Source organism: Dyadobacter sp. HNCC25DJ183 (assembly GCF_056895175.1).
Genome location: NZ_JBXHAP010000006.1, coordinates 471,523 through 496,909 on the forward strand (window position 1 = coordinate 471,523; position 25,387 = coordinate 496,909).

The 25,387-nt window shown below is 45.9% G+C and carries 23 protein-coding genes; 16 read left to right on the forward strand and 7 right to left on the reverse strand.

What is annotated here, in order from left to right; genetic code table 11:
- Position 1 precedes the first annotated feature (1 nt).
- From AC1XTG_RS17675 to AC1XTG_RS17705, 7 genes are all read left to right on the forward strand, one after another.
- The gene (locus AC1XTG_RS17675) at positions 2–925 is read left to right on the forward strand and encodes a YihY/virulence factor BrkB family protein (RefSeq protein WP_484842852.1); all 924 of its coding nucleotides are present in this window, start codon (positions 2–4) and stop codon (positions 923–925) included.
- Between the two features lie 121 nt (positions 926–1,046).
- Entirely contained in the window at positions 1,047–2,039 is a 993-nt protein-coding gene (locus tag AC1XTG_RS17680) for a glycosyltransferase family 2 protein (protein WP_484842853.1), read from the forward strand.
- Between the two features lie 30 nt (positions 2,040–2,069).
- A complete protein-coding gene (locus AC1XTG_RS17685; protein ID WP_484842854.1) occupies positions 2,070–2,696 on the forward strand; it encodes an L-threonylcarbamoyladenylate synthase in 627 nt (208 codons plus the stop codon).
- A gap of 103 nt (positions 2,697–2,799) precedes the next feature.
- On the forward strand, positions 2,800–3,459 hold the full coding sequence (locus tag AC1XTG_RS17690) for a WbqC family protein (protein WP_484842855.1): 660 nt from the start codon (positions 2,800–2,802) through the stop codon (positions 3,457–3,459).
- A gap of 66 nt (positions 3,460–3,525) precedes the next feature.
- Positions 3,526–6,063, forward strand: coding sequence for an ATP-dependent Clp protease ATP-binding subunit (locus tag AC1XTG_RS17695; protein ID WP_056281413.1), 2,538 nt, complete (start codon positions 3,526–3,528; stop codon positions 6,061–6,063).
- Positions 6,064–6,218: 155 nt separating this feature from the next.
- Positions 6,219–7,904 (forward strand): carboxylesterase family protein, encoded by a 1,686-nt coding sequence (locus tag AC1XTG_RS17700; protein ID WP_484842856.1) that lies wholly within the window; start codon positions 6,219–6,221, stop codon positions 7,902–7,904.
- A 26-nt stretch (positions 7,905–7,930) separates the two neighbouring features.
- Entirely contained in the window at positions 7,931–8,815 is an 885-nt protein-coding gene (locus AC1XTG_RS17705) for a sugar phosphate isomerase/epimerase family protein (protein ID WP_484842857.1), read from the forward strand.
- Positions 8,816–8,874: 59 nt separating this feature from the next.
- Here the strand turns inward: AC1XTG_RS17705 and atpH are convergent, their stop codons facing one another.
- From atpH to AC1XTG_RS17735, 6 genes are all read right to left on the reverse strand, one after another.
- The gene (gene atpH, locus AC1XTG_RS17710; RefSeq protein WP_484842858.1) at positions 8,875–9,411 is read right to left on the reverse strand and encodes an ATP synthase F1 subunit delta; all 537 of its coding nucleotides are present in this window, start codon (positions 9,409–9,411) and stop codon (positions 8,875–8,877) included.
- A 14-nt stretch (positions 9,412–9,425) separates the two neighbouring features.
- On the reverse strand, positions 9,426–9,920 hold the full coding sequence (atpF, locus tag AC1XTG_RS17715) for a F0F1 ATP synthase subunit B (RefSeq protein WP_484842859.1): 495 nt from the start codon (positions 9,918–9,920) through the stop codon (positions 9,426–9,428).
- Between the two features lie 128 nt (positions 9,921–10,048).
- A complete protein-coding gene (atpE, locus tag AC1XTG_RS17720; RefSeq protein ID WP_031525687.1) occupies positions 10,049–10,312 on the reverse strand; it encodes an ATP synthase F0 subunit C in 264 nt (87 codons plus the stop codon).
- Between the two features lie 44 nt (positions 10,313–10,356).
- The gene (gene atpB / locus AC1XTG_RS17725; RefSeq protein ID WP_484842860.1) at positions 10,357–11,439 is read right to left on the reverse strand and encodes a F0F1 ATP synthase subunit A; all 1,083 of its coding nucleotides are present in this window, start codon (positions 11,437–11,439) and stop codon (positions 10,357–10,359) included.
- 24 nt (positions 11,440–11,463) lie between these two features.
- Complete coding sequence (locus tag AC1XTG_RS17730; protein ID WP_484842861.1) at positions 11,464–11,823, reverse strand: hypothetical protein; 360 nt, start codon at positions 11,821–11,823, stop codon at positions 11,464–11,466.
- Between the two features lie 21 nt (positions 11,824–11,844).
- Positions 11,845–12,093: an AtpZ/AtpI family protein gene (locus AC1XTG_RS17735; protein WP_484842862.1), complete on the reverse strand. Its 249-nt coding sequence runs from the start codon at positions 12,091–12,093 to the stop codon at positions 11,845–11,847.
- Between the two features lie 135 nt (positions 12,094–12,228).
- Here AC1XTG_RS17735 and porW point away from each other — a divergent pair, with 135 nt between their 5' ends.
- Genes porW through uvrC form a run of 4 tightly spaced genes read left to right on the forward strand, consistent with a single transcriptional unit; the run spans position 12,229 to position 19,772 of the window.
- Positions 12,229–14,430: a type IX secretion system periplasmic lipoprotein PorW/SprE gene (gene porW, locus AC1XTG_RS17740; protein WP_484842863.1), complete on the forward strand. Its 2,202-nt coding sequence runs from the start codon at positions 12,229–12,231 to the stop codon at positions 14,428–14,430.
- Positions 14,431–14,481: 51 nt separating this feature from the next.
- Positions 14,482–16,779, forward strand: a complete 2,298-nt coding sequence (locus AC1XTG_RS17745; RefSeq protein WP_484842864.1) for a penicillin-binding protein 1A — start codon at positions 14,482–14,484, stop codon at positions 16,777–16,779.
- A gap of 20 nt (positions 16,780–16,799) precedes the next feature.
- Positions 16,800–17,939: a glycerate kinase gene (locus AC1XTG_RS17750; protein WP_484842865.1), complete on the forward strand. Its 1,140-nt coding sequence runs from the start codon at positions 16,800–16,802 to the stop codon at positions 17,937–17,939.
- 24 nt (positions 17,940–17,963) lie between these two features.
- Positions 17,964–19,772: an excinuclease ABC subunit UvrC gene (gene uvrC, locus AC1XTG_RS17755; protein ID WP_484842866.1), complete on the forward strand. Its 1,809-nt coding sequence runs from the start codon at positions 17,964–17,966 to the stop codon at positions 19,770–19,772.
- Here uvrC and AC1XTG_RS17760 read toward each other — a convergent pair.
- Positions 19,759–20,982, reverse strand: a complete 1,224-nt coding sequence (locus AC1XTG_RS17760; protein ID WP_484842867.1) for a BaiN/RdsA family NAD(P)/FAD-dependent oxidoreductase — start codon at positions 20,980–20,982, stop codon at positions 19,759–19,761. The genes uvrC and AC1XTG_RS17760 overlap by 14 nt on opposite strands.
- 111 nt (positions 20,983–21,093) lie before the next feature.
- On the opposite strand from AC1XTG_RS17760, the gene AC1XTG_RS17765 reads away from it, so the two are divergent.
- Genes AC1XTG_RS17765 through AC1XTG_RS17785 form a run of 5 tightly spaced genes read left to right on the forward strand, consistent with a single transcriptional unit; the run spans position 21,094 to position 25,384 of the window.
- Positions 21,094–22,146: a saccharopine dehydrogenase family protein gene (locus AC1XTG_RS17765; RefSeq protein ID WP_484842868.1), complete on the forward strand. Its 1,053-nt coding sequence runs from the start codon at positions 21,094–21,096 to the stop codon at positions 22,144–22,146.
- A 14-nt stretch (positions 22,147–22,160) separates the two neighbouring features.
- Positions 22,161–23,699 (forward strand): L-piperidine-6-carboxylate dehydrogenase, encoded by a 1,539-nt coding sequence (gene amaB / locus AC1XTG_RS17770; RefSeq protein WP_484842869.1) that lies wholly within the window; start codon positions 22,161–22,163, stop codon positions 23,697–23,699.
- 53 nt (positions 23,700–23,752) lie between these two features.
- Complete coding sequence (locus AC1XTG_RS17775; protein WP_484842870.1) at positions 23,753–24,019, forward strand: PqqD family protein; 267 nt, start codon at positions 23,753–23,755, stop codon at positions 24,017–24,019.
- 1 nt (position 24,020) lies between these two features.
- Entirely contained in the window at positions 24,021–24,461 is a 441-nt protein-coding gene (locus tag AC1XTG_RS17780) for a lasso peptide biosynthesis B2 protein (protein ID WP_484842871.1), read from the forward strand.
- Between the two features lie 17 nt (positions 24,462–24,478).
- The gene (locus tag AC1XTG_RS17785) at positions 24,479–25,384 is read left to right on the forward strand and encodes a serine kinase (RefSeq protein WP_484842872.1); all 906 of its coding nucleotides are present in this window, start codon (positions 24,479–24,481) and stop codon (positions 25,382–25,384) included.
- The last annotated feature ends 3 nt before the right edge of the window (positions 25,385–25,387 follow it).

Genomic DNA, 25,387 nt, shown 5'->3' on the forward strand with positions numbered 1-25,387 from the left:
TATGCTTGAAAAACTGCTGCAAAACCGCCAGATCAAGCGATTTGTTAAATGGTCACAACATGCTACGCCTGTAAGAGGGAGGGTAACCCTTTACGACATTGCTCTCAATCTGGTTAAAAGCAATCGTAAATACGACATTGACCAGCGCGCATCAGCTGTGGCTTTCAGCCTTACACTCGCGCTGTTTCCTGCGATTATCTTCCTTTTTACCCTGATCCCTTACATTCCGATTGAAAACCTGGATCAGCAGATCATGGATTTGCTGCGGGAGAATATTCCGAGCGGGATTTATGAAGATGCCGACCAGACCATTATGGATATCATTAGCAGGCCGAGGGGAGGAGTACTTTCATTCGGTTTTATCTTTGCGGTAATTGCCTCCACCAATGGAATGATGTCGCTGATGCGCTCATTTGATATGGTCTACGAGGATGATGAAATCCGGACCTTCCTGCAGATCCGTGGTATTGCTATCGCGCTTACCTTTCTCTTGTTATTGGTATTGTTCGTTTCCGTGATCCTGCTGATTGTAGGCGATGCGGTGATGAACCTGCTTGCGGAATGGAATATTGTGAGGGACAATTTTCTGTTGATTTCACTGAACATTACGCGGTACCTCGTCAGTTTGGCATCTTTAATGCTTACAATCTCCATTATTTACCGTTTTGCTCCGTCGCACGGCAGGCAGGTCGCATTCCTGAACGCAGGCGCGATCGTTGCCTCGGTACTTATCCTGGTAGCTACTTACGGTTTTTCATTTTACCTCTCTCGTTTCAGTTCTTATAACAAACTGTACGGTTCTATTGGTACGATGATTGCGCTGATGATTTGGCTGTATTTGCTTGCATTCGTAATTATCCTGGGTTTCGAGATCAATGCGAGCATATTAGCCGCGCGGACTTCCAAGGCGAACCTTAAAGACTGATCTGCCGGAAAATAACTACTTCGGCTGCCTCTGCTTATTGTTCCTACTTTTGTACCGGAAGGCGCGCATTCAACATCAACAAAAGCGCCGTCGTGAGCTAAGCCGCACTTGTGAGGGTAAGATGAGACAATCAGAACAGCCATTGGTTACGGTAATCCTGACCGTATTTAATCAGGATCAATACCTGGAGGAAACCCTCAATTCAGTCTTTTATCAGACCTATCCCGTCATTCAGCTTATTGTTGTAGACAATGCAAGCACGGATAAATCCCTGCGGATTGTGGAGCAGTTTCGGCAGCGGGCACCTGCATTCCAGGTAATCAACAACACTTACAATGCGGGATTGTGCCGTGCATTTAATCAGGGGCTTGAGCTTGCGCAGGGTAAATATGTGATCGATCTGTCTGGCGACGATATTCTTTTGCCAGAGCGGATTGAAAGGCAGGTTGCCTGTTTTGAAAGCCTTTCTGAGGAATATGCGGTGGTATTCTCCAATGCGCAGTACATGGATCAGGCCGGTCGGAAATTAAACGATCACTATCCTGTGAACCAGCAGGGAAAGGCGCTGACACCGGTGCCTTCGGGAGATGTTTACAAAAAGATCCTGGAAAGATATTTCATCTGCACGCCTACCATGATGATGCGGAAAGAGGCATTGACCCAGCTTGGAGGATATGACGAGAGCCTGTTATTTGAAGATTTTGATTTTTGGGTAAGATCGGCTGTGAAGTATAAATACCATTATCAGGACGAAATCCTGACTAAAAAGCGGATCGTACCTGCGTCTCTTTCAACGAAGGTTTACCAGAAGAACAGCGGCATGCTCGCGTCTTACTATGCAGTCTGCAACAAAGCCTACGATCTGAACCGCGACCAGCAGGAATTCGACCTTCTTGCCCGCCGGATCCGCACTTTTATCCGCAAATGTCTTTATGCACAGGAATACGAGCTCGCATTGCGTTTCCGGCGCTTACTGAACTATATAGAAAATCCGGGCTGGCAAACTGAGCTGATTGTACTGCTCTGCGGGCTTCACCTTCCACTCAATTTTGCTTACCGTTTTTACATCAAAAACTTAAAAAAAGCATTCAGGCAGGAAGGATTTAGCTTTTAACGTTGTTAGTTAAAAAAGCCCAGAAGTTTTATGCCTGCTGAATTCATTAAAATATATCCTCAAAATCCAGACGAAAGGCGCATCCGCCAGGTTGTTGATTGTCTCAAAAACGGTGGTCTGGTGATTTATCCTACCGACACGGTTTATGGTCTTGGCTGCGATATTTACAATACCAGGACGGTTGAGCGCATCGCGCGGATCAAGGGGATCAAGCCTCAGAAGAATGACTTTTCGTTCATTTGCTACGATCTGAGCCACATTGCAGATTATGCCCGCGTCGGCAATACTGCATTTAAAATCATGAAACGGGTACTTCCCGGACCTTACACCTTCATTCTTGATGCGACCAGCAATGTTCCTAAACTTTTGAACACCAATAAAAAAACGGTCGGAATCAGGGTGCCAGACAACCTTATTCCCCGTTTGATCGTAAAGGAGTTAGGAAACCCGATTGTTACGACTTCCATTAAAGACGATGACGAGATCATTGAATATTCAACTGACCCTGAGCTGATTTTCGAGAAGTTTCAGCATCAGGTAGATATGGTTATCGACGGAGGTTACGGCGGAAATGTTCCATCCACGATCGTGAAGGCTGACTCGGACGATTTTGAGATTGTGCGCGAAGGTTTGGGTGATGTCAGTATTTTTTCCTGAGTGGAAATTGTAAAGATCTAAGGCAGTATTGAACATTGCTGACTGCGCAAAATAATTATTATAAATTTTTTGATAATATCGACAGCCTTTAGCATATTTGGTAGTGTCAGAATTGGAAGTAAATAGTGCTCAGAATCGGGCGGTTAAGTTAGAATTGCAGTACCTGCCTTGCCTGGAATACTTTACCTGCATCCTGCAACACGAACAGGTTTTGATTGATATTGAGGAGAGATACGTGAAGCAGACTTTCAGGAACCGGTGTAGTGTACTTACTACCAATAAGATTGATGTATTGACGGTCCCAGTCAAAGGTTACGAAGCAACCAGCCCCACAAAAGACATTTTGATTGATTACAACCAGGAATGGATCAGGCGCCACCTGGGTTGTTTGAAAGCCGCATACGGAAAGTCCCCGTTCTACGAGTTTTATGCACCCGAACTAATCGATACTTACGCTAAAAAGCCAAAATTCCTGGTCGATTTGAATTATGAATTATTGACAATTTGTCTTAGATTGGTTGGAATCAAAAAAGAAATAAGGTACATTTTGTCAGGTGAGCGGGAGGGTGATAATGGCGTTTTTAACGCTATCTCGCTGATTAACAACAGAAAAACGCGGAATGGATTTACATACTATTCGCCAGTACCTTACTATCAGACTTTCGGGAATGGTTTTGTTGGTAATTTGAGCATAATCGATTTAATTTTTAATATGGGGCCGGAAGCAAAAAGTGTTTTGTTAAGATCCTGTGAATCCCGATAAAGCTATTTGAACAAACGGTGATCAAGTAGCGTTAATGATTTTAAAACACTTTTTTATTGCTACACAATGGAAGCAAAATTTTCGAATAGAGTGAAGGAAGTAATTTCAATGAGCCGGGAAGAAGCCCTCCGACTTGGCCATGATTACATTGGAGCCGAACACTTGTTACTTGGAATGATTCGTGAGGGAGATGGTGTGGCGATTGGCTTGCTTAAAAAACTGGGCGTTTCGTTAGATGATGTTCGTCAGACGATCGAACAGGCGACCAAGGGTGCCGCAACCAATAACGTCAAGAATTTACAGAATATACCTTTAACCAGGCAGTCTGAGAAGGTACTTAAAATTACCTACCTGGAAGCCAAGATATTCAAAAGTACCCTGATAGGAACGGAGCATTTGCTGCTCTCCATTCTCAGGGACGAGGATAATGTGGGCACTCAGATCTTGCATAAATTTAATGTTAACTACGAAGTCATTAAGGAAATGTTAGAATATCAATCATCTGGATCCAGACCTCATATGGGGCCGGAGACCGAGGACGGAGACGACGAGGCAAGAGGCGGTATGTTTGGAGGCGGTGGATCTTCATCCGGAAAAGAATCAAAAGGCGCTGAGAAATCCCGCACCCCGGTGCTCGATAACTTTGGACGTGATCTTACTAAAATGGCGGAGGTAGGCAAGCTTGATCCTATTGTAGGCCGTGAAAAAGAAATTGAAAGGGTAGCTCAGATTCTAAGCCGTCGCAAGAAGAACAACCCGATCCTGATTGGTGAGCCTGGTGTAGGTAAAACGGCTATTGCAGAAGGACTTGCCTTGCGTATTGTGCAGAAGAAAGTATCACGTGTACTTTTCGGAAAGCGTGTTGTTACGCTTGATCTTGCTTCGCTGGTAGCTGGTACCAAATACCGCGGCCAGTTTGAAGAAAGAATGAAAGCGGTGATGAATGAGCTTGAAAAATCACCAGACGTGATCCTTTTCATTGACGAGCTGCATACAATTGTTGGAGCCGGTGGCGCTTCGGGTTCGCTGGATGCTTCGAATATGTTCAAACCTGCATTGTCACGCGGAGAAATTCAATGTATCGGTGCTACCACGCTTGACGAGTACCGCCAGTATATTGAAAAAGACGGCGCTTTGGCCCGTCGTTTCCAGATGGTAATGGTGGATGCAACTTCTATCGAGGAGACTATTCAGATACTTGAAAACATCAAAGACAAATACGAGGATCACCACCACGTAAATTATACGCCGGAGTCTATCAGCACTGCTGTGAAGCTTTCGGAAAGATACATCACCGACCGCTTTCTACCTGACAAAGCGATTGACGTTTTGGATGAAGTAGGAGCGAGGGTACATATCAGCAACATTACAGTACCTGAGGATATCCTGCTGCTTGAAGAGCAGATTGAGAACATCAAGCAGGAGAAAAACCGGGTTGTAAAAAGCCAGAAATACGAAGAGGCTGCGCAGTTGAGAGATCGCGAGAAGAAACTGATCGACCAGCTTGACCGCGCTAAACTGGCGTGGGAAGAAGAAACCAAGCAGAAACGCTACACCGTTACTGAGCAAAACGTTGCGGAGGTAGTAGCGATGATGACGGGTATTCCGGTAACCAACGTTTCAATGGACGAAGGCAAGAAATTGCTTAATATGGCCGACGAGCTGAAAGGCAAAGTAATTGGTCAGGATCCTCCGATCGAGAAATTGGTAAAAGCGATTCAGCGTACCAGAGTCGGTTTGAAAGATCCTAAGAAGCCAATCGGTTCCTTTATATTCCTTGGACCAACCGGGGTAGGTAAAACCGAGCTTGCCAAAGTGCTTTCGACTTACCTGTTTGATAAAGACGATTCGCTGGTACGTATCGATATGAGCGAGTACATGGAGAAATTCAGCGTATCTCGTTTGGTTGGAGCGCCTCCGGGATATGTGGGTTACGAAGAAGGTGGTCAGTTGACAGAGAAAATCAGGAGAAAACCATATAGCGTTGTTCTTTTGGACGAGATCGAAAAAGCGCACCCGGATGTGTTTAATATCTTGCTGCAAGTGCTGGACGATGGTATTCTGACGGACGGATTAGGTAGAAGGGTAGATTTCAGAAATACGATCATCATCATGACTTCGAACATCGGAGCACGTGACCTGAAAGATTTCGGTACGGGGATTGGATTCTCGACAAAAGCCAAGTCTGAAAACCAGGATGAGATCATGAAAGGCACCATTCAAAGTGCACTTCGTAAAGCATTCTCGCCTGAATTCCTGAACCGTTTGGATGACGTGATCGTGTTCAATTCACTGCAACGTGAAGACTTGCACAGAATCATCGACATTTCTCTGGGCAAATTGTTCAGCCGCGTGAAAGGGCTGGGTTACGAAATCGAGCTTACAATTCCTGCAAAAGACTTCCTTTCAGAAAAAGGTTACGATCCGCAGTACGGAGCTCGTCCATTGAACCGGGCGATTCAGAAATACCTCGAAGATCCCGTAGCTGAAGAGATCCTGAAAGGCGATCTGCGTGAAGGAGATGTTCTGGTTGCCAATCACGAAGAGAATAGCGAGCAACTTGTTATTACCGTTCGCAAGAAAGAGGAAGAGCTGGCTAACTAATAAGCCGGGTTAATATAAAATGAATGTCTAAGAGGCAGGTCGAAAGATCTGCCTCTTTTTTGTTTGCAAATATTAACAGGGCGGATCAAAGCATTTGTCTATATTCAGCGTTCGCATTATGATTTGGGTTATATTTAACCACTGAAAATTTAAATATGCAGATGAAGTTACATTCCATTCACATTGCATTCCTGGCTGCTTTCTATCTGTTCATTTCGGGGAGTAATGCAGTCTCTCAGAAATATTCAAGTGGTCCCCAGGTACTTACTTTCTCTTCGGATGCGGACGATACAGATCAGCCTTACGGATTATATCTCCCGCCTAATTACGATTCAACCAAAAAATACCCGCTTGTAGTAATGCTCCATGGCGCAGGCTCTAATCACAAGCTTGCATTGCGACGTGTATTTGGCAAAAGCAATGCGGAGGGCGAAACAGACGTGGAAGCCTCGCGCTCCTTTCCCAAATGGGACGATGTGGATTTCATTGTTGCGTCATCTTATGCCCGCGGTACTGCGGGATACCAGGGCGTTCCTGAGCAGGATGTATACGATATGCTCGATGACGTGAAGAGGCGCTTTAATGTGGATGAAAACAAAATCTATCTGACAGGCTTGTCAATGGGAGGTGGCGGTACGTTGTGGATCGGACTTACCCGGCCAGATATTTGGGCAGCGATCGCACCTGTTTGTCCAGCACCTCCTGAGGGCACGTTTGATCTGGCGCCTAATGCATTGAATTTTCCAATTCACTTCTTTCATGGGGATGCAGATCCCGTTGTGCCGGTTGATGGTACAAGAAAATGGGTCAGCCACCTGCAGGAAATGGGCGTAGAGGTAAGCTATAAGGAGTTTGTAGATGTGAAACACGATAGCTGGGTGAGCGCTTACGACAATGAATTTATTTTCGAATGGTTTGGCCACGCGGAGCGAAATCCGTTTCCTGATAGAGTGCGTTTTGTCAGCAAACTGTATAAGTATAACAAATCATTCTGGGTGACGTTTGACAAGATCACTTATGGTGCATTGGCGGAGATTGATGCTAATCTTGCCAAATCGAATGCATTGCTAATCAAAACCAAAAACCTTGAAGGTTTTACACTTAATCTCAAAAATCACCCTAAGTTCAAGCCCGGGACTGTCACAATAGATGTGGATGGTGTAAAGCTGTCGGCAAAAACAGACAGCACAATCTCGTGCTCAAAAAAAGGCGCTGTATGGACTTTGGTACCAAACCCGGTAAGTACGGCAGCTGGAAAGAGAAAAGGCGCAGAAGGGCCCATTTTCGATGCTTTCTCGACTCGGCACATCTATGTTTACGGAACAGCTGACAACCCGTCACCGGAAGAGCTCGCAAAAAGACTGGAGATCGCCAATGCAGCTGCTAACTGGTCGCAGTACCGTGGCCCATTTCTGGGAAGGATCATGTTTTTCCCTCGCGTTTTGTCTGACAAAGAAGTGCGTCCAAGTGACCTCGAAAGCAGCAATTTGATTTTGTTCGGAACGAAGGAAACAAATTCATATATAAGCAAGTACGCAGACAGACTTCCTGTGCATTTAAAAGCCACAGATAAAACCCACGGACTTTTTTATGTTTTTCCGGTGGATCAGCATTATGTTGCGGTTAATTCAGGATTGCCCTGGTGGCTTGGAACGGAAGATCAGGGTTATCCCTTTGTACCGGTAATGCATCGGAAACTTTCCGAATACAAAGACCTCATATTCTTCAAAGACAGCGCCAAGAATATGATCGTAGAAGGTTATTTCAGCCCTGAATGGAAGTTAACCGAGGATATGAGCACCAAACTGTCTGCCTCCGGAGCAGTGAACATTACAAAATAGAACAATTACCATTTACCAAATAACCGATGAATTACGACGAAAAGATTTCCAGGAAATCATTTATGAAGGCAAGCGCCCTGATGCTTGCTACGCCCATGTTATCTAAACTGAATTGGGAGTCGAAAGCCACTTCCAAAATAGGTTTGCAACTGTACACGCTGCGCAATGAACTATCCAAGGATTTGCTTGGGACCCTGAAAAAAGTATCAGCTATCGGTTATAAGGAAGTAGAGCTTTTTGGCTATTCTGATGGAAAGTTCTTTGGGAAAACACCTAAGGAATTCAAAGCAATGCTCGGAGATCTTGGCTTGAACCCGGTTAGCGGACATTATGGAGCAGGTGTTGAGAATAAGACCGCCAAAGGCACGCTCAGCAACAACTGGCAACAAGCAATAGACGATGCTGCGGAAATTGGCCAGAAATATGCGGTATGCGCTTACCTGACAGACAAGGAGCGTCAGAGTATTGATCAGTACAAGAGTTATGTTGATCTTTTTAACAAATCGGGTGAAGTAGCAAAGAAGGCAGGATTGCAGTTCGGCTATCACAACCATGATTTTGAGTTCAAGAAAATCGACGGCCAGCTACCTTATGAGCTGATCGCCTCAACGGACCCGAATCTGGTGAAATTAGAGTTGGACTTGTATTGGATCGTGAAAGCGGGAATGGATCCTGTGGATCTGTTCAAGAAGTATCCGGGCCGCTTCCCGCTGTGGCATGTAAAGGATATGGATAAAACAGATCAGTCTTTCGCAGAGGTAGGTACCGGCTCCATTGATTTCAAAAAGATCTTTGATGCGCGTAAAACGGCTGGTTTGACGCATTTCTTTGTTGAGCAGGATGTGGCTAAAAGACCACCGCTGGAAGCCATTGAGATCAGCTTTAAAAACGTGACCAAGATGAAAGTTTAAGACAAAAAAAGACCCGGCCGCATAGCAGCCGGGTCTTCCAAATTATGCAGATAAAAATTTCAGTTTACTAACTGTAATTTAAGCTCATTAAGCCTGCTTCTCAAAGACGCGTCGATCTGACGGTCTTCAATAGTCAGGATGTATCCTCCAATCAGGGCTGGATTGATTTTCTCAGCCAGCTGCACTGTTCTTCCTGTTTTCTCTTTAACGATTTCTTGAAACTGCTGACGCAGCTCTTCTGTCAAAGGAGTAGTTGTAGTAACAGTTGCCTTCTGAATTCCCTGGTAAAGGTTGTATGCTTTTATAAATTCGTTAGCGATCTCATCAAGGATCGATTCACGGTTTTTCTTTGTAATAATATTAAAGATCGCGTAAGACACAGGGTTTACGCGGCTTTCGAAAAGTGCTTTCAGTATACCTGATTTCTTTTCGTGACGCACAACAGGACTTTTCAATGCAAGCATTAAACCTCTGTTTTTGTCTGCCGTATCTTTGAACAAAATCATATCCTGGTAAACTGCTTCAAGCACATTCTGCTCTTTGGCGAGTTCAATCAGCGATTTTGCATATCTGGAAGCTACTATACTTACTGACATCGGAAATCAATGGTTTAATTAAGACGTGCAGAAGAAGCAAGTTCCGCGATCAATTTTTCCTGGGCTTCCTTGTCTTTCAATTCACGCTGCAATACTTTTTCAGCGATTTCAAGAGAAAGCGTAGCGACTTCTTTTCTGATTTTTGCTACTGCAACCTGTTGTTCGTTGCGGATCGATTCGCGTGCGCTTTCGATCATTTTCTGTGCTTCCACAGCTGCTTTGTCTTTTGATTCTGCAATGGTGCGATCAGCTGCATCTTTCGCGTCGCGCAGGATCTGGTCGCGAACTGCATTTGCTTCTGCGATCAGTTTTTCGTTATCAGATTTCAACTGAACCATTTCAGCGCGGGTTCTTTCCGCCAGGTCCAATGCACCCTGAATTTCGTTTTCACGGTCTTTAAGTCCTTTGATGATCGGTTTCCAGGCAAATTTGGCAAGGATGAAAACCACCAGTAAGAATACTACCAGCATCCAGAAGATAAGACCTGGGTTTGGAGTAAGCAATGACATAGAATAATGAGTTTAAGTGTAAGTAGCTCTCTTTTTTCAAAAATCGTGGAAGCCTAATGCTTCCACGAAGAGTTTCATTTTACTTCTAAGCCTAATGCGTTTGAAGTAAGGACTAAGTCCAGTGTCGATTAAAGCTTGAACGAGATCAGCAGACAGATAACCGCCGCGAACAACGCTACCGCTTCAATAAGAGCCGCGATGATAAGCATGGCAGTCTGGATAGCACCAGCAGCTTCTGGCTGACGAGCGATACCTTCAACAGCGCTACCACCGATTTTACCGATACCAAGACCAGCACCGATTGCAGCAAGACCAGCACCGATTGCAGCACCGAAAACAGCAAGGCCAGCACCGCTCTGCTCAGCAGCTTGAAGCAAAATTTGAAGCAACATAATTGTGTTTGTTTAAAATATAATTGATAAAAAGAGATTCAGAATCAATGTCCGTGGTCTGCGTGGCTATGTTCTTCAATAGCGCTGCCGATGTACATGGACGACAAAAGAGTAAAGATAAATGCCTGGATAAATGCTACCATGATCTCGATAAAGTTGAGGAACAAGGCGAACAGCGAGATAACCGGCGCGATCACAAAGCTTTGGAAAATAAAGATCAGACCGAAAAGGCTCAACAGGATAATGTGGCCTGCTGTAATGTTGGCGAAAAGCCGCACCATTAAAGAGAATGGTTTCATAAACACACCCACAATCTCAACCGGGATCATGATCAGCAACAATGGAACAGGTACGCCGGTTGGTCTTACAAGGTGTTTGTAATAGTTACCGTTTGCATTCAGGTGAACAACAATGAATGTCAGAACTGCCAGTGTCATAGTTACTGCTATGTTACCTGTCAGGTTGGCTGATCCGGGAAGCAGACCCATGATATTGTTGATCAATATGAAGAAGAACAATGTGAGCAGGTATGGCAGGTACTTCTCGTATTTCGGACCAACATTTGGCTTCACAACTTCGTCACGGATAAAAAGGATGATAACCTCCATTGCCGACTGAAAGCCTCTTGGCGCTCTTCTGCTGTTGTTTTTGTAGAATTTGGCGATGCTCGTAAAAACGAGGATCAGGATCACTGCGCTGAGCAGCATGGAAGCGACGTTCTTTGTAATAGAGAAGTCGTAAATTTTACGGGATTCATCAACCGGAACGATTTGTTCTGAATCGCCGTGAACCAGATGGTATCCGTTGTATTCGTGGTGGTCGTTGTGGAAATTGGATGAAGAGAATACTTCAATTCCGCGGTCGGCTGAGTAAAGGATTACTGGCAAAGGAATCACTACGCCATGCGTGATTTCCCACTCGTGAGAGTCGGCAATGTGGTGCATGATCATCTCGCCGATATTGAACTTCTCCTCTGACTCTTCAAGCTTATGTTCAATTTCGTGCTCTTGCTCGTTGATGCTTTCGGTCACCTTTTCACCCTCGTGCTGAGCCCGAGTCGGAGCGCTGAAAAGACAGGTAGTAGCTACCAGGGCAATTGTAAAAAAACGTCTGATATGGATATACATAAATGCTTGAAATACTATGCTTTGTCAATCGCGGCGCAAGTTACAATACAAACCATATATTTCAAAACATGTATAAAATAAATAGAGTACAAAAAAATTGATAATGAATAGGAATGAATCACTTAGCCCCTGATATAAAAAGAAGGCAATGAAAACGAGACACAGTATAATGCGGGCAACGATGGAGGAAATGTAAAAAGTGACAAATTTCTCCCGGTTGTTTCTTAATCCGATCTCCATGAGCCGGTGACCCAAAAAAGAGAGCCCCAGGAAAAAGATCAGGATGTACCATATATAAGGGTGGAGCAGGGTATCTCCACCAAAGTACTTAACAAGGAATAATGCAATTCCTAAAATGAGGGTGGCAAGTAAAGTGCGTAGCATCAGGCTGACTGGGTGAATGGCTCAGGACTTTGAAAAGCTTCTGATCAGCATGTAAAGCGAGCCGGCTATTGACGTAAGTGAAAGGATCAGCGTCCATACAGGTACTTCATTTTGCTGGTATTCGTCCAGTTTGTACCCGCCCCAGGTAAACAGCAGAATGGTTCCCAGCATTTGCGTGGCCAGTCCGGAATATTTCAGGAATTTGGAAGATTGGTTTCCAGCCAACTCTTTTCCCTTTTTCTTCCCCGATGTGCTGCTGTCGCTGTCCATGCCGATGATTGATAATAATGCGGTAAAATTGCTCCAATTTTCACAAATGCCGCTATCTTCGATACGGTTTTATTTAAATATCCGTTTTAGTTTTGCTTGTTACAAGAAGATCAGACCACCCCTAAAAGCTGCTTTGTGATCGACGTTATTGCCTTTCATATCCGAAAAATTACTTCTTTCTTTATTCTGACTGTGCTGATCGCCGGGTGTTCGCAGTTCAGCAACAGGCCGGGAGCTGTGAACTTCCATAACATTTCGGCGAGGTATAATGCATACTTCATGGCCGAACAGGATATGCTTGAAGCCGAATACGAGATGAAAAAGGCTTTCAAGGAAGATTATAACCAGCTGCTCCCCATTCTTCTTCCGATGGATTCTGTTCTCTCGCTTCCTGTCAAGCCAAAATTGGAAGACGCGATCAAAAAAGCCTCCATCGTTGCAGAAAAACATCAGAATAGCAAGTGGCTGGATAATAGTTATATTCTTTTAGGTAAATCGCGGCTCTATCTTGGTCAGTGGGCCGATGGGCTTGAAGCGCTCCGGTATGTGTATGCCAATGGACGCGACGAGAATGATAAAAATAATGCGCTAATCCTTTTGATGCGCGCCTATATCGAGCAAAAGGACTACTCAAATGCATTAGGCGTTGCAGAGCACCTGAGCCAGCAGTCGCTTAACAAATCAGCAATTCGCGAATTTTATCTTACCAAAGCATATCTGCATCAGCAGAACGGAGAGTACCTTACTTCGGTGGCAATCCTGGAAGAGACATTCCCGCTTTTGAAAAAATCAATTGAAACGGCACGGATCCATTTCGCAGCCGCGCAGATGTACGATCGCCTGGGTCAGTACGCTCTGGCCAATAAGCATTATAGAGGAGTTTCTAAAAACCGGCCGTCTTACGATCTCGGCTTCTATTCCTCCATGAATTCCCTGCAAAATGAAGTAGTACTGAATCCCAAGAAAGACCTGAGCTCAGTAGGTTTTGACAGAATGTTGCGTGACAGAAAAAATGACGACCTACGTGACAGGATCTACTTTACAATGGGTTTACTGGCAGAGCACCGCAAGCAAGTGCCGGAAGCTGTTGGTTACCTGCAAAAATCAGCCGCTGCTTCCAAAGGAAATATGCAGCAAAAGGCATATACCTATTTGCAGCTGGCCCGCATTAACTACGAAGCGCTGGAAAATTTTAAAGTTTCGAAATCATATTACGATAGCGCACTGGTAATCCTCCCGAAAGAAGCGCCTGAGTACAGACTGGTTGCTGACAGGAAGCGCGCACTGGACAGCTTCGTCGCGCAATACGCCATTGTGACAATGCAGGACAGTTTGCAAAAGCTGGCCGCAATGAATCCCGCAGCACTTGATAACAAGATCGACGTGATCATTGAAGCCAATGAAAAGTTGCGCATTGAGGAAGAAGAAAAGGCCAGGAAAGCAATGCTCGCTGCGAACAATGTAAATAACCAGTCAGCCTCAAGCCCGCTTGTAAGTGGGAACGAACGCAGGTGGGAGTTGTATGATCCTGCATTGATCAATCAGGGTAAAATAGATTTCAAGAGAATCTGGGGTAACAGGCCGCTGGAAGATGACTGGCGCCGGAGTAATCGTCCATTGCAGGCAGCGTCCAATAATCCTGCCTCCACCGCTGACGACAGTACCGGGTTAGCCAGTGCTGCGCCTGTTGATCAAAGCATGAAAAAAGGGACGCCCGAATGGCAGGCGGCGCATGATCTGTTGAAAAAGAATGTTCCGCTTACCGAGCCTCAAATGGCTGAGTCGCGGCACGCGAAAGAAGATGCGCTGTACAATCTTGGTAAAATTTACCGCTTTGACCTGAAAGAACCTGGCCGCGCTATTTCCACATTCGACCGGATGCTTGCTGAATATCCCCAAACCCAGTATAAGGATGAGATTTACTACCTGCTTTATCTGAGTTATGAGGAAGATAATCAAACCAGGGCTGCGTTGAAGAACAAACTGCTGACCGAATATCCAAATTCCACTTATGCCAGGCTGGTGAACAAATCCAGTGAAGCAGCCGGAAATTCAGGTAATCCGATTAAAGAATATGAAGCTGTATATCAGCTGTATGCGAGCGGAAATTACACCAAAGCGCTTGAAGATATTGAACGTAACCTGCCGGCCTACAAAGGGGGCGCAATGGAAGATAAGTTTGCTTTACTGCGAGTTTTCCTGATCGGGAAAGTAAGGGGCAAAGAAGCTTACGGACAAGCTATTACTGAATTCATGCGATTGTACCCTGCCAGCGTCTACCTGCCTCGACTGAAAGAAATGCAGGAATTCAATTCTGTTTCGATGGGAAAAAGATAATTTCCCCGAAATCATATCTTTGTAAGTTTTCAATACCAAATCCCACATCTAATGATTGAGTTACAACCCGGAAAATATCGTCGCACCATTATACGCTTATGGAGGTACGTGGCACTGGGGCTGGGTCTGATTATCCTTTATATTGTTGCTGTAAGCTTTAACTTTTTCTGGCTTTTTGGTGGAATGCCGGATTTAAAGATCCTGGAAAACCCAAAAAGCGAACTCGCTTCCGAGCTGATCAGCGAGGATGGAAAGTCACTTGGCAAGTACTTTTTCGAAAACCGTACACAGATCGATATTTCCCAGATTTCACCTAACCTGATCGACGCATTGGTCGCTACTGAGGATGCGCGTTTTGTAAACCACTCCGGGATCGACCCGAGAAGTTTGTTGCGTGTATTCAAAGGAGTTGTTTCGGGTAATTCAAGTTCAGGGGGAGGTAGTACGCTCACGCAGCAGGTCGCCAAAAACCTTTTTAACACGCGCTCTGAGGAGTATGAAGGATTATTAGGGAAAATTCCGGGGATCAGGATCGTGATCGCTAAGACTAAGGAATGGGTACTTGCCGTAATTCTTGAAAGAAAATATACGAAGCAGGAGATCATGCAAATGTATCTCAACACTGTTTCTTTTGGCAATAACACTTATGGTATCAAAGTAGCTGCCAAAACATACTTTGACAAGGAAGCCTGGGACCTGAATGTAACGGAGGCAGCCCTACTTGTGGGAATGCTTCAGAATCCGACACTTTTTAACCCGCTTCGTTTCCCAACCAATGCCACCAATCGCCGCAATACGGTACTGGCGCAAATGATGAAGTACGAGTACATTCCGGAAGAGGATTTTTTGAGATATAAGGAAAAGCCGCTCGGCCTCAACTTCACCGTCGACAGTCACAATACTGGCCTGGCGCCTTACTTCCGCGAGTCAATGCGGAACTACCTTAAAAGCTGGGTGAAGATCTACAACGAAGAGCACGATAAGAATTACGATTTGTATACCAGTGGGTTGCGTATTTACACGACCATTGATTCAAGAATGCAGCGCTATCAGGAAGATGCTTTGAAAGAGCACATGAAAGAACAGCAGCGGCTTTTTGACGAACACTGGAAAGGCAGAAACCCGTGGACTTTTGACAATGGAAAAGAGATACCCGGATTTTTGGTATCCGCTGCCAAGAAAACGCCGCATTTCATATCCCTGAAAAGAGATCTGGGTGAAGAAGAAGCCTGGAAAATCATGCGTAAGCCTTATAAAATGAAGGTTTTTACGTGGAATGGCGAAAAAGAAGTCATGATGAGTCCGATGGATTCCATTGCTTATTACAAACGCTTTTTGCGCGCAGGTATGATGTCAATGGACCCGCGGAACGGACATGTGAAAGCCTGGGTGGGCGGTATCAATTTTAAATATTTCAAATACGACCACGTGAAGCAGGGTTCGCGCCAGCCCGGCTCGACGTTCAAACCGTTTGTCTATGTTTCTGCATTGGATAAGAGCTTCCTGACACCTTGCGATCATGTAACGGATCAACCGATTTATTTTGGTCCTTCCGACGGAGTTCCCGGCGGTTGGTCTCCAAAGAACTCTAATAACAAATACTCTTATCAGGCACTTTCGCTACGTCAGGCGCTCGGAAAATCGGTAAACACGGTAAGTGCTTATCTGATGAAAATGGTCCGGCCAAAAACGGTTGTGGAGTATGCGCATAAGCTTGGGATCACCAGTGACTTACAGGCGGTACCTTCACTTTGTCTGGGTATCAGCGATGTTTCAGTTTATGAAATGGTGGGCGCTTATTGTGCATTTGCAAATGGCGGGCACCGTACAGAGCCGATGACGATCCTGCGCATCGAGGATCGCTATGGTAACGTTTTACAGGAGTTCTTCCAGAAGCAAAATCAGGAAATCAGTGAGAATATGGCATACAACATGCTATACCTCATGCGCGGCGCAGTTGAAGACCCAGGTGGAACAGCAGGCCGACTCAGACAATGGGGTGTGACAGAAGGAAACGAAATTGCTGCGAAAACGGGAACTACCTCAAACTATTCAGATGGCTGGTTCATGGGTATGACGCAAAATCTTGTTACCGGTATCTGGGTTGGGGGAGAAGATCGCGCGATCCACTTCCGTACCATTGCATTAGGTCAGGGTGGCCGGATTGCGATGCCGGCCTGGGGCATGTATATGAAGAAAGTGTACGCCGACCAAACGCTCGTACAATACAGAAAAGGCCCATTTAACAAACCTGAAAACTACGTACGGGAATGCGGTAATGTATCTATGGATAGTACCGATACCTATGTTCCGCCATCCAGATCTGACGACGAGGGCGTTTTGTTTTAATCCTGAAAAACTGGAAAGCATTGAATATTCTCGTTGCACCCGATAAATTTCGTGGTTCGCTCGAAGCGGACGAGGTATGCAATGCAATCCGTGCGGGTATTTTGCTGGCCTATCCCGATGCGAATGTAACCTCAGTGCCGCTAGCCGACGGAGGCGAGGGAACAGCACAAATCCTGACAAGGCAGGCTGGTGGTACACGAATCGAAGTAAAGGTATCTGATCCGTTGGAACGTGAGATAACTGCTTCCTACGGGCTTTCGGCTGATAGGGAGGTTGCATTTATTGAAATGGCGGCTGCCTCTGGCTTGAAGTTACTTTCTGAAAACGAGCGTAACCCGCTGCTCACAACTACATTCGGTACCGGTGAACTGATCCTGGATGCATTGTACCGGGGTGTAAAGAAGATTATCCTGGGAATTGGCGGTAGTGCTACTACCGACGGTGGAATCGGGCTGGCTGCTGCGCTTGGTTTCCGGTTTTTTGATAAAAACAATAAAATGCTGGGAGTCAATGGAGGCAATTTGTCGCTGATTGACCGCATTGAAAGCGCCAATGCAGATCCCAGGTTAAGCGGTGTATCCATTGTAGTAGCCTGCGATGTTTCAAATCCGCTGTTTGGAGCCAATGGAGCAGCTTATGTATATGGTCCTCAAAAAGGCGCCACTGTTGAAATGGTCGAAACGCTTGACCGGGGATTAAGAAATCTGGCCGACGTAGCTACCAGAACCTTCGGTCAGGAATACAGTGAAGTACCTGGTGCCGGTGCTGCCGGCGGGCTTGGTGCAGGTTGCATGTGGTTTTTAAATGCTGAATTGAAAGACGGAGTAAGCATTGTGATCGACCAGAGTAATATCGTCGAGCTGATCAAACAAGCTGATCTTGTCATTACCGGCGAAGGTAAGATTGACGAACAAACACTGAGCGGAAAGGTAGTAAAAGGATTGGCAGACTTCTGTCAGCAGTATCAGGTACCTCTTGCCGCAGTGTGCGGTACCCTTCAAATCACCCCGGAACAAACCCGCAATGCAGGTATTACGTACGCGGTTTCTGTTTTGGATAGACCAATGAACCTCCATGTTGCCCAAAATGAGGCATTCAGGTTGGTAAGAGACGCAACTTTTCAATTGGTACGCTTGTTTTTTTGCCAATACCAGATCTGATTTTTCCTGAGTATCTTTTATTAAATGTCTGAATTCAACTATAAGGAAGAGCTTTCAAAGATTCCTAACGATCCGGGAGTTTACCGGTATTTTGACGAAACGGGAACGGTGATTTATGTGGGGAAAGCTAAAAACCTGAAAAGCAGAGTTTCCAGTTATTTCCTGAAATCCAACCAACACGATCGCAAGACGAGACGACTTGTAACTCAGATCAGAAGGATCGAATATACCATTGTGCTAAGTGAATGGGATGCGCTGCTGCTTGAAAATCAGCTGATCAAGCAATTGCAGCCCAAATTCAATATTCTTCTTAAAGACGATAAAACATATCCGTTTATCTGCATTACCGACGAGCCTTTTCCGAGGGTTTTTCCAACGCGGAATATGGATCGGGGTAAAGGAACTTACTACGGGCCTTTCGCTAATCTTAGGTCAATGCACACGCTGCTTGACATGTTTAAGTCGCTGTATCAGATCAGGTCCTGTCAACTTCCGCTCACCAAGCCGAATATTGAGGCAAGGAAATTCAAAGTTTGTCTTGAATACCACATTGGTAACTGTAAAGGTCCGTGTGAGGGCTTGCAAACGGAGCCCGAATACAATGCAGAGATAGAACAGGTACACAATATTCTGAAAGGTAACTTATCGTCCCCTCAGCAGTACTTTAAGGAGAAAATGCTTGCTGCGGCGGAGCAAATGGCGTTTGAAAAAGCGCACACTTGGAAAACCAAAATTGAGCATCTCTCTAATTTCCAGAGTAAGGCGACAGTTATCAATCCACGCATCGGGAATATCGATGTGCTGACGATCGTGTCTGATGAAGAGGCTGCATACCTTAATTTTATGAAGATAAAACAAGGGTATATGGTGGCTACGCAGACTGTTGAGGTGAAGAAAAAGCTGGACGAAAGCGACCATGACATACTTGCGATGATGATCATCGAAATGCGCAGTACTTATGGTTCAGAAGCCCGGGAGCTGATTTCGAATGTGAAGCCAGACCTTGAAATGCGGCTTGAAGTAACCGTTCCTCAGATCGGCGACAAGAAGAAGCTGCTGGATATGTCAATGAAAAACGTGATGTATTTCCGCAGGGAAAAAGCGGAGCGCCGGGAAGTGGAAGCTTCTGCTACCTCGTCTAAAAAGGACAGGGTACTGATTCGTTTGAAGACTGATTTGCAGCTGAAAAGTCTGCCAAGGCACATTGAATGCTTTGACAACTCCAACATCCAGGGTACTAATCCGGTGGCGGCTATGGTTTGTTTTAAAGAGGGTAAACCTTCCAAGAAAGACTACCGGCACTTTAATATCAAAACGGTGATCGGACCGAACGACTTTGCGTCGATGAATGAGGTTGTGAGCAGGCGCTATCTGCGGTTGATCGCTGAGGAACAGCCGCTACCCGATCTGATAGTAATAGATGGAGGTAAGGGGCAGCTGGGAGCAGCTTGTGATGCATTGAAAAGCCTGGGTATCTACGGTCAGATTCCTATAATTGGCATTGCGAAGCGTTTGGAAGAAATTTATTTCCCGGAAGATTCGCTGCCGCTTTATATTGATAAAAAGTCAGAATCACTTAAACTGATTCAGCAGATACGCGACGAGGCCCACCGTTTTGCCATTACTTTTCACCGGGATAAACGCAGTAAAGGAAGTTTAGTAAGTGAGCTGGAAGGCGTAGTAGGTGTAGGGAAAGTAACTGCCGCGAAATTATTAAAGCACTTCGGGTCAGTGAGAGGCATTCGCGAGAGTTCGCTGGATACACTGACGGAACTCGTAGGTTTAGACCGGGCGAAAAAAGTGCGGGCCTACTTCGATGCTATGGCTGAGTAAGCCCGATGTTTTTGCCTGCGACGTAGCCGGTAGTCCACGCGTTTTGAAAGTTGAACCCGCCTGTGATACCGTCTACGTCCATTACTTCTCCTGCGAAGTACAATCCATTTACGGAGCGGCTTTGCAATGTTTCTGGATCAATGTCTGTCAGTGAAATACCGCCGCAAGTCACGAATTCTTCCTTGAAGGTCGTTTTTCCACTTACTGCAAACTGGCTGTTTGTAAGTACTTCTGTGAGACGGTTTAGATTTTTGTGGCTCGCATCTCCCCATTTCAGTGTTTCAGGAATTTCCACCATTTCAGTAAATGCTTTCCAGAGTCGGAGCGGCAAGCCGAACCTTGCATTGGAAACTACCTGCTGTTTGGGTGTTTTGGTTTTTTCACTGATCAGGAATTCGCGCACCTGCTGTTCGTTCAGTTCAGGCAGCCAGTTGACCTTACACCCAAATTCATAATTTTTCTCGGCCAGCTCGCGGGCTCCCCAGGCTGAAAGCTTTAAAACAGCCGGTCCGCTGAGGCCCCAATGCGTGATCAGTAATGGACCCCGCCACTCGTATTTTGTACCTGAGATTTTAACAATCGTATCCTGAACCGATACGCCGGCCAATGGAAGCAGGAAGTTCTGAGGTGTATTAAATGTAAAAAGCGAAGGTACAGGCGAAACAATCTCGTGGTGGTGCGTTTCAATCCAGTCGAAACTACTTAGCCGGGGATAGCCTCCCGTTGCAATGAGAAGACGGTTGGCCTTTAAAATTTCACTATCTCCCAAATGCAATTCAAAACCTTCCGGAGTGGATGTAAATGAATCCACCGCAGTACTTGTTCTGATTTCAATGTTAAGCTGGCGGGCAGTCCGGAGCATACATTCAATGATGGTGTGGGAAGAATCTGTTATCGGGAACATTCTTCCGTCCGCCTCTGTCTTCAACCTGACACCTCTCTTTTTAAACCAATTTACAGTTGCATTCGCGTCAAATCGGGGCAGCAGTTTTCGCAGCAGCTTCTCGCCGCGTGGATAATTTTTAATAAAAAACCGGAGATCGGAAGGGTTATGAGTCACATTGCAGCGACCTCCACCCGAGATCCTGACCTTGTTCAAAACGGTCCTGTTCTTTTCTAAAATGACAATTCTGGCTTCCGGGAATGTCTCAGCGGCGGTAATTGCCGCCATAAATCCGGAAGCACCTCCACCAACAATTGCTATCTGCATCGTAATAGTTTGATCATGCAAAAATGAAATGTAAGTTTTAAAAACTGGAATTTCTTTTCATATCTTTCAAAAACCTTCAAATAATTTAACAAAAACCCGTCAAAACTATACATGCAAAAAATTCTCGTTATCGGTTTAGGAAAAGTTGGCTCGCTGGTGGGAACATTGTTGAGCAAGCGCTTTGATGTGACAGGTGTGGATAAGGCCACGCCAGCGTCGGTGCTCCCGTTTCCTGTACTTTCAGGTGATGTGAATGATCCTGAGAAATTGGATCAGTTACTAAGGGGGCAGGATGCAGTTGTGTCGTGTATGCCTTATAATCTCAATCTGCCCATTGCCCGCAAAGCTTACGAGCACAGTATCCATTATTTTGATCTTACGGAGGATGTTGGTACCACAGCTGCCATTCGCGAGCTGGCCAAAGACAGCAGCAACGTATTTGCTCCACAGTGCGGCCTTGCGCCCGGCTTCATCGGGATCGTGGGGATGGACCTTGCCAAGAAATTTACCAGACTTCGTGACATTGAGCTGCGTGTGGGCGCGTTGCCGCGTTATCCGAATGGGTTAATGGGTTACTCGTTTACATGGTCGCCCGCCGGGGTTGTGAATGAATATATTAATGATGCGGAAGTGATTCACAATGGAGTCCGGAAAATGGTGCCTTCTCTGGAAGGTATCGAAATGATCAATATCGAAGGACAGGAGTTTGAGGCATTCAGTACTTCCGGCGGCCTTGGAACTATGTGCGAAACGTTGGAAGGAAAGCTGGACACACTTAACTACAAGACAATCCGCTATCCGGGGCACTGCAGCCTGATGAAATTCATGCTCTATGAGCTTTGTTTGAAAGACAAGCGCGAGCTTGTAGAACAGATTTTGACAGAAGCCAAGCCGCCCGTGCAGCAGGACGTGGTATATGTATATGCAGTGGTGGAAGGTTGGAAAGATACCCGGCTCGAACGAGAGGAATTTTACAAAGCCTATCATCCGATTGAAATAGACGGAATACACTGGCGGGCTATTTCGTGGACAACTGCGGCCTCCATTGCAGCTGTGGTGGAAATGGTAGCAGACGGAATACTTCCGCAAAGAGGTTTTCTCCGGCAGGAAGACATTCTCCTGAGCGATTTTCTTGCAACACAAAATGGCCGTTTTTTCCTCTAAAATGCTTTTCTAAAATGATTGATATCAGATCTGTATTAAACAAGCTGGATATACAGCCGCTTAACAACGGAATTACGACTGGTCAGAAAAGTTGGCCCGGTGACGGTGACGTCATTGAATCCATATCCCCCGTAGACGGTAAAAAGATCGCCGGAGCAAATCAGGCAGAGCGCAGTGATTACGATCAGGTAGTAAAAAAAGCGGAAGAAGCATTCAGGATTTGGAGAATGCTGCCTGCGCCAAAGCGCGGCGAGATCGTGCGGCAGATGGGCGACGCGCTTCGGAATGCCAAGACCGAGCTGGGTACGCTTGTCAGCTATGAAATGGGGAAAAGCTTACAGGAGGGTCTCGGGGAGGTACAGGAAATGATCGATATATGCGATTTTGCCGTCGGTTTATCGCGCCAGCTTTACGGGCTGAGTATGCATAGCGAGCGGCCCCAACACCGGATGTTTGAACAATGGCACCCGCTGGGTATCGTCGGGATCATCTCGGCCTTCAACTTCCCCGTGGCTGTGTGGTCCTGGAATGCGATGCTTGCCTGGGTTTGCGGCAATGTTTGTATCTGGAAACCTTCGGAAAAAACGCCGCTTACAGCTCTAGCTTGTCAGAACATTATCCGGTTAGTCCTGAAAAACAACGAGGTACCCGAAGGAGTATCCTGCGTGATCGTAGGCGGGCGGGAAGCAGGAGAATGGATCGCTTCCGATGCACGTGTAGCATTGGTATCTGCTACTGGAAGTACGAGAATGGGAAAAGCTGTTGCCGAGGCAGTTGCGCGCAGACTTGGAAAAAGTATCCTTGAATTGGGTGGTAACAATGCGATCATTGTTACCCGGCACGCAGACCTCAACCTCGCCATTCCGGGCATTGTCTTCGGAGCAGCCGGAACAGCGGGCCAGCGATGCACTTCTACCCGGCGCGTACTTGTACAGGACCTTATTTATGAAGAAGTAAAATCACGGCTTGTTCGCGCATATGGGCAGCTGAAAATCGGAAATCCGCTTGATGCCGCAAATCACGTGGGTCCATTGATCGATTTGCTGGCAGTTGAACAATACAACGGTACTATTCAGAAACTGAAAGAGGCCGGGGCGCAATTTGTTGTTGAGCCGGGTATTCTGGAAGGAGAAGCCTTCAGTTCAGGCTGCTATGTTAAGCCTTGCATTGCAGAAGTTAACAACAACTGGCCCATTGTTCATCAGGAAACATTTGCGCCTATCCTGTATCTGATCAGGTACACTACCCTGGAAGAGGCCATTGCAATGCAGAATGACGTACCGCAAGGTTTGTCTTCCGCTATTTTTACATTAAATATCAGAGAATCAGAACTGTTCCTGTCACAGGCAGGCTCAGACTGCGGCATTGCCAATGTCAACATCGGTACGTCGGGCGCAGAGATCGGCGGTGCATTTGGCGGTGAAAAGGAGACGGGGGGCGGGAGAGAATCAGGATCAGATGCCTGGAAAGCTTATATGCGCCGGCAGACCAACACCGTCAATTATGGCAGCACGCTTCCATTGGCGCAGGGAATAAAGTTTGAGATTGACTGAGTAAAATTTTTAACTTTGTACAAACGGCACATTATACTTTTTCAATTCCCTTCATGAAATATCAATTAACCTCAGATCAGATTTCGTCAAAAGTAGCGGGTGAAACCGTTATTCTTAATCACAGCAAAGGTGCCTATTATGGCCTGGACGAAGTAGGGGTGCTGATCTGGGATACGCTTGAAAAAGGGCCGCAGACGATTGAAGCATTATGTGATGTAGTGGTAAGCGAGTATGACATCGATCTTGATACCTGTAAAAATGATGTCGATACTTTGCTGAAAGATCTGATATCTGAAAAGCTGGTTGAAACCGTGAAATAACTTGGGAAAGCTGCGCAGATTTCTTGGTAAATGGCGAAGCCTGAGTAACTCCGGTAAGCTGATCTTTATAAAAGCTGCCGTTTGTCTGTTGCTGGTTAAGGCCGGACTTTCGTTGCTCCCATTTGCTACATTCAGAAAGCTTTTCCACCGGTTGACCAGTACGAAATCGGTGCAGGAAAAATCCAAAGAGGAGATAGATCAGGTTGTTTGGGCTGTGGATACTGCAGCGAATTTATTGCCTATTGAACTGTTGTGCCTCCCGCGCGCGCTTGCCACCAAGTTTCTGCTTCGTAAAATTCCTGCATTAACACTTGAAATCGGTTTCGAAATCAACCCTGCCAAATCCTTTGAAGCCCACGCGTGGGTTGAGCGTAATGGACATATCATCATAGGCGATTGGCCTGACGCGATTTCATACAAGCGTCTCTGGGTTTGGGAATGAGCTAACCTAAATTATACATGCATTATTACAAGGCTTTCGGGCTGAATGTATTTTCTGAAATACCACTACCGGAATTGAGCGAAGGTGATCCTGCTACATCACCTGATCTGCAAATCAAAACAGCCACCATTGAACTACCGGATCTTAGCAAGACACAGGTTTACAGGCGGGGCATTCGTGCATTATTTGGCAAAAACGCAGGCGAGCTGGTATTGCATTGGCCGGGTATAGCTACATTCAAGGCGATCGGCGGTAACGAGCTGGTCGTGAATCCATTCGTAGAAGATCCCAATCTTGTCAGTCTCTTTACAGTAAGTGAGGCAATTGGTTTGATATTATTCCAAAGAGGGCTTTTTCTGCTTCACGCCAGCGCAGTGCTGGTAGGGGAGGAAGCCTGGTGTTTCATGGGTACACCCGGCGCTGGCAAGTCTACTACCGCCGCTGCATTTATAAAAGCAGGTTGCCGCTTGCTGAGCGATGATCTTACGGCGATTCAGACAGCGGAGAATGGCACATTATTTGTTCTGCCTGCTTACCCGCAGCTTAAAATCTGGGATAAAACCGTTGCAGGCTTGCAGTACGACAGAGGAAATCTCGAACCTGTCAGCGAGGGTGTGAACAAGTTTTCATTTCAGCCTAAAACCAACTTTCCTGATAAGCCTGTTCCTCTTACCAAAATCATTTTCCTGCACAGAGCCCGGAACCGGGCTGCTTTACAGCAGGTAAGTGTGAGCGAAACGCCCGGCGAAATGATCAGGAACTTTCCTCTTCCTATGCAATTGCTGACCGGCGACGTATTAAAAACACATTTTCTGCAAAGTATGAAATGTGCCGCCCAGGTGGAGGTAATCAAAAAGAGAAGACCCGAAGGATTTGACTTATTGGAAAAATGGGTTCAGGAGAGTGTCATTCATTCGGTTTAGTGC